Source organism: Actinotalea sp. C106 (genome assembly GCF_023630195.1).
Lineage (GTDB): Bacteria > Actinomycetota > Actinomycetes > Actinomycetales > Cellulomonadaceae > Actinotalea.
The window spans coordinates 1-4995 of the sequence record NZ_JALPKN010000235.1; the positions used below are offsets into that span (position 1 = coordinate 1).

Genomic DNA, 4995 nt, shown 5'->3' on the forward strand with positions numbered 1-4995 from the left:
GCGCACGCCCACGCGGTGCGCGCCCAGGTCGACGCGATCGCGGTCGGGACGGGGACGGCCCTCGCCGACGACCCCGCCCTCACGGCCCGTGACGCGAACGGCGGCCTGAGTGCGCACCAGCCGTTGCGGGTGGTGCTCGGTGCCCGCGAGATCCCGGCCACCGCGAGGCTGCACGGGCCCGGGGGGGAGCTCGTGCAGCTCGCCACCCACGACGTCGCCGAGGCCCTGCACGAGCTCGGACGACGGGAGGTGCGTCACCTGCTCGTCGAGGGCGGACCGACCCTCAGCGCGGCGCTGCTCCGGGCGGGACTCGTGGACGAGGTCCACGCGTACCTCGCACCCGTGCTGCTCGGCACCGGGCCCGGAGCGGTCGGGCCGCTCGGCATCTCGACCATCACCGAGGCCCTCCGGCTCGAGACCGTCAGCACCGAACCCCTCGGGCCGGACGTCCTCGTCGTCGCCCGCACCCTGACGTCCGACCGCACGACCGCCCGCACCCCCACGGAGGAGAGCTGATGTTCACCGGCATCGTCGAGGAGATCGGCACCGTCCTGGCCGTCGTGCAGGGCGAGCAGGACGCGCGCCTGACCCTGCGCGGCCCCGTGGTCGCCCCAGGCACCCGGGTCGGCGACTCGATCGCGGTCGACGGGGTGTGCCTGACGGTCACGGGGGAGGTGGTCGACGCGACCTTCACCGCCGACGTCATGCCCGAGACCCTGCGGCGCAGCACCTTGGGGTCCCTCGCCCCCGGCGCGGCCGTCAACCTCGAGCGCGCGGTGCGAGCCGACGGCCGGCTCGACGGTCACCTCGTGCAGGGGCACGTGGACGGAGTAGGTCGGCTCCTGAGCCGTGACCCGGGCCCGCGGTGGGACGACCTCGTCATCTCCTGCACCCCGGACCTCAGCCGCTACGTGGCCGAGAAGGGCTCGATCACCGTGTCCGGGGTCTCCCTGACCGTGACCGGCGTGACCGACGAGAGCTTCGGCATCTCGCTGATCCCCACCACCCTCGAGGCGACAACCCTGGGGCGGCTCGCGCCCGGCGACCCGGTCAACCTCGAGGTCGACGTGGTCGCCAAGTACGTCGAGCGCCTCCTGGGCGCCCGGCTCAGTGCCGACGCCCGCACCACCGACGCAGCCCAGCCCGGGGACGGCCCGGACGGGCGCGTCTCGCAGCAGGACGGAGCACCCGCACGATGAGCGAGACCACCAGCACCTCGGCCACCGAGCGCGTCGAGGACGTGCCCGCCCGCTCGATCCGCCTAGGGACGGTCGAGGAGGCCCTCGAGGCGTTGCGAGCCGGCCGCCCCGTGCTCGTGGCCGACTCCCCGGACCGCGAGAACGAGGCCGACGTCATCCTCGCGGCGGGGTCCGCCACCAGCGAGTGGGTCGGCTGGACCATCCGCCACTCCTCGGGCTACCTGTGCGCCCCGATGCCCTCGGATCGGGCTGACGCGCTCGAGCTCCCGCTGATGGTGCCGCACAGCCAGGACCCGCGGCGGACCGCGTACACCGTGACGGTGGACGCCGCCGACGGCGTGACCACGGGCATCTCGGCCTCCGACCGGGCCCGCACCCTCCGGGTCCTGGCCGACCGGGCGGCCGGCCCGCAGAGCGTCATCCGACCGGGGCACGTGCTGCCCTTGCGTGCCGTGCCCGGGGGAGTGCTGCACCGAGCCGGCCACACCGAGGCCGCTGTCGACCTGTGCCGTCTCGCCGGGCTCGAGCCCGTGGCGGGCATCGCCGAGCTGGTCCATGACGACGGGTCGATGATGCGGCTGGACGCGACGGCCGAGCTCGCCGAGCAGCACGGCCTGGTGCTGCTGACCATCGCCGACCTGGTCGCCTGGCGTCGCCGCCACGGGGACCTGCCGGCGGTGGCCGAGCCGATCGGCACCGACCGACGCGTGCACGGCACGGGGGTCGCCACGTTGCCGACCCGGCACGGGCGCTTCCGGGTGCACGGGTACCGGGACCTGCGTACGGGCGCCGGGCACGTGGCCCTCGTGGCCGACGGGGTCCAGGCCCCGACGGCTCTCCCCGTCGTCCGGGTGCACTCCGAGTGCCTCACCGGCGACGCCTTCGGGTCCCTGCGCTGCGACTGCGGACCCCAGCTCGACGCCTCGCTCGAGCGGGCCGCGCGCGAGGGCGGCGCGGTCGTGTACCTCCGGGGTCACGAGGGTCGCGGGATCGGTCTGCTGTCGAAGATCGACGCGTACGCCCTCCAGGACGCCGGGCGCGACACGGTCGAGGCCAACCTCGAGCTCGGGCTCCCCGCGGACCGTCGCGAGTACGGCGCCGCGGCGGCGATCCTGCACGACCTCGGTCTGGGTGCCGTGCGCCTGCTGACCAACAACCCGGCCAAGGTCACCGGGCTCACGGCCCACGGCGTCGAGGTCGACGAGGTGCTGCCCCTCGAGGTGGGCCGGACCACCGAGAACGCCGCGTACCTGCACACCAAGGCGGTGGCGATGGGCCACCTGCTGTCCCACCACGAGGAGGACCCACGATGAGCGGAGCCGGAGCACCGACCCTCGAGCTCGACGGCCGGGGGCTGCGCGTCACGATCGTCGCCGCGAGCTGGCACACGACCGTGATGGACGGGCTGCTCGAGGGCGCCCGACGGGCACTGGCCGAGGCTGGGGTGACGGACGTCACCGAGGTGCGGGTCCCGGGCTCCTTCGAGCTGCCCGTGGCTGCCGCCCGGGTCGCGCGCAACGGCGTCGATGCCGTCGTGGCCCTGGGGGTCGTCATCCGCGGGGGCACCCCGCACTTCGAGTACGTCTGCTCGGCCGCGACCCAGGGCCTCACGGACGTCTCGGTGCGCTCGGGGGTGCCTGTCGGTTTCGGGCTGCTGACCTGCGACGACGAGGCCCAGGCCCTCGATCGCGCCGGCCTGCCCGGCTCCCGTGAGGACAAGGGCACCGAGGCCGCGCAGGCAGCCGTCGCGACCGCCCTCACGCTGCGACGCGTCTGAGCCCTGCCTTCCTCGCCGCGGCTCGGGTGGGCCCTCCGTCTCCTGGACGAGGACGGGTCCGCCCGTCTCGGGCGTCTAGGCTCTGGACCGTGAAGACCTTCGACTCGTTGTTCGCCGAGCTGGCCGAGAAGGCCGCGACCCGCCCCGAGGGGTCGGGCACCGTCGCCCAGCTCGACGCGGGTGTCCATGCGATCGGCAAGAAGGTCGTCGAGGAGGCCGCCGAGGTCTGGATGGCCGCCGAGCACGAGGGTGAGGAGCGCACCGCCGAGGAGATCTCCCAGCTCCTGTACCACTTGCAGGTGCTGATGCTCGCCCGCGGCCTGACCCTCGAGGACGTCTACGCCCACCTGTGACCCGGTGACCACCGCCGCGGCCCTGGCCGCACCGGCTCGCCCGCGCGTCGCGCTCCGTCCCCCGCTCCCTGCAGAACCCAACCCCGTGAGGCCACCGTGCTGAGGATCGCCGTCCCCAACAAGGGCTCCCTGTCGGAGCCTGCCGCCGCGATGCTGCGTGAGGCGGGCTACCGCCAGCGCCGCGACTCGCGAGAGCTCGTCCTGCCCGACCCCGACAACGACGTCGAGTTCTTCTTCCTGCGCCCGCGGGACATCGCCGTCTACGTCGGCAAGGGCACCGTGGACGCCGGCATCACGGGCCGAGACCTGCTCCTGGACTCGGGGGCCGAGGCCGTCGAGCACCTCGAGCTCGGCTTCGCGGGCTCGACCTTCCGCTTCGCGGCCCCGACCGGTCGCCTGAGCGAGGTCTCGCAGATCGACGGCCTGCGGGTCGCGACCTCTTACCCGGTGCTCGTGACCGAGCACCTACGGTCCCAGGGCGTCACGCCCACCGAGGTCGTCCGGCTCGACGGCGCGGTGGAGACCGCCATCCGCCTGGGTGTCGCCGACGTCATCGCCGACGTCGTGGAGACCGGCTCGACCCTGCGCGCCGCCGGGCTCGAGGTCTTCGGGGAGCCGCTGCTGCGGTCCGAGGCCGTGCTGGTACGCCGCGAGGAGGGACCCGAGCCCCAGGGTCTCGACGTCCTGACCCGGCGGCTGCAGGGCGTGCTGACCGCGCGCCAGTACGTCCTGATGGACTACGACGTCCCGCTCGAGCTGGTCGACGCGGCGGTCGCGATCACCCCGGGCCTCGAGTCGCCCACGGTCTCACCTCTGCACAACAGGGAGTGGGCCGCGGTGCGCGCCATGGTCCGTCGCGACCACACCAACCGTGTGATGGACGCGCTGTACGACGTGGGCGCGCGTGCGATCCTGGTCACCTCGATCCACGCCTGCCGGCTCTGACAGTCGCCCCCCGCGTGCCATGACCGACCGTCCGGCTCCGCAGGGCCCCCCGGGTCTGCACCGCCCCTTCCGTCCCCGGCTGGCCAGGGTCGTCAGCCTCGGCCTGGCCGTGCTCGTGGCGGTGACCTCGATCGGCCTGGTGCTCGGGCTGCCCTCGGTAGCCCCGTCATGGGACACCCCGGCGAGCCGGGTGAGCATCCTGGCCTTCGGCGCGCTGATCGTGTGGTTCCTGGCTCGTCAGGCCGGGGTGGCAGCCCACCCCGACGAGACCGGACTCACGGTGCGCAACCTGGCGGTCAGCCGGCACGTCACCTGGGCGGAGATCGTCTCGGTGCGCTTCGGTCACGGCCGCCCCTGGGTTCAGCTCGACCTGGCCGACGGGGACGTGCTGCCGGTCATGGCCGTGCAGTCCGCGGACGGTGCCCTCGCGGCGGCCGAGGCCCAGCGGATGGCCACGCTCGTGGCCTACCACTCCCGGACCGCGCGGGACGACTGATCCCGCGACCGCGGTGCGGGGCCCGCGCGGCTGCCCTCAGACCGGTGGGGCGATCCGCCCAGCGTGGACCCCGGAGACGGCTGCGGCGAGGAAGGCCATGGGGTCCTCGTCGAGACCGCGTCCCATCGTGCTGAGCCGGACCGGGGCGCCGGCGAGGTCCGCCCGGAGCGCGGCATCGGCCTCGACCTCGACCAGCTCGTGCCGCCCGGCGGGCCGGCACAGGGC

8 protein-coding genes are annotated in these 4995 nt (G+C 74.3%); 7 read left to right on the forward strand and 1 reads right to left on the reverse strand.

Translation table 11 applies throughout. The annotated features are described in order from the left end of the window. From L0B03_RS13770 to L0B03_RS13800, 7 genes are all read left to right on the forward strand, one after another. Nucleotides 1-516: RibD family protein (locus tag L0B03_RS13770; RefSeq protein ID WP_250446725.1), on the forward strand; the 516-nt coding region annotated here is incomplete at its 5' end. Beyond that, nucleotides 516-1199 (forward strand): riboflavin synthase, encoded by a 684-nt coding sequence (locus tag L0B03_RS13775; protein ID WP_250446727.1) that lies wholly within the window; start codon nt 516-518, stop codon nt 1197-1199. The genes L0B03_RS13770 and L0B03_RS13775, both read left to right, overlap by 1 nt. Continuing rightward, the gene (gene ribB / locus L0B03_RS13780; protein WP_250446730.1) at nt 1196-2512 is read left to right on the forward strand and encodes a 3,4-dihydroxy-2-butanone-4-phosphate synthase; all 1317 of its coding nucleotides are present in this window, start codon (nt 1196-1198) and stop codon (nt 2510-2512) included. Before L0B03_RS13775 ends, ribB begins: the two co-directional genes overlap by 4 nt. Then, the gene (gene ribH, locus L0B03_RS13785) at nt 2509-2976 is read left to right on the forward strand and encodes a 6,7-dimethyl-8-ribityllumazine synthase (protein WP_250446733.1); all 468 of its coding nucleotides are present in this window, start codon (nt 2509-2511) and stop codon (nt 2974-2976) included. Before ribB ends, ribH begins: the two co-directional genes overlap by 4 nt. Before the next feature lie 89 nt (nt 2977-3065). Beyond that, a complete protein-coding gene (locus L0B03_RS13790; protein ID WP_250446735.1) occupies nt 3066-3329 on the forward strand; it encodes a phosphoribosyl-ATP diphosphatase in 264 nt (87 codons plus the stop codon). A 96-nt stretch (nt 3330-3425) separates the two neighbouring features. Further along, on the forward strand, nt 3426-4274 hold the full coding sequence (gene hisG, locus L0B03_RS13795; protein WP_250446740.1) for an ATP phosphoribosyltransferase: 849 nt from the start codon (nt 3426-3428) through the stop codon (nt 4272-4274). A 19-nt stretch (nt 4275-4293) separates the two neighbouring features. Continuing rightward, nucleotides 4294-4770, forward strand: a complete 477-nt coding sequence (locus tag L0B03_RS13800) for a PH domain-containing protein (RefSeq protein ID WP_250446743.1) — start codon at nt 4294-4296, stop codon at nt 4768-4770. A 36-nt stretch (nt 4771-4806) separates the two neighbouring features. On the opposite strand, the gene L0B03_RS13805 is transcribed toward L0B03_RS13800, so the two are convergent. Next, a partial coding sequence (locus L0B03_RS13805) for a DUF3866 family protein (RefSeq protein ID WP_250446745.1) occupies nt 4807-4995 on the reverse strand: 189 nt, incomplete at its 5' end.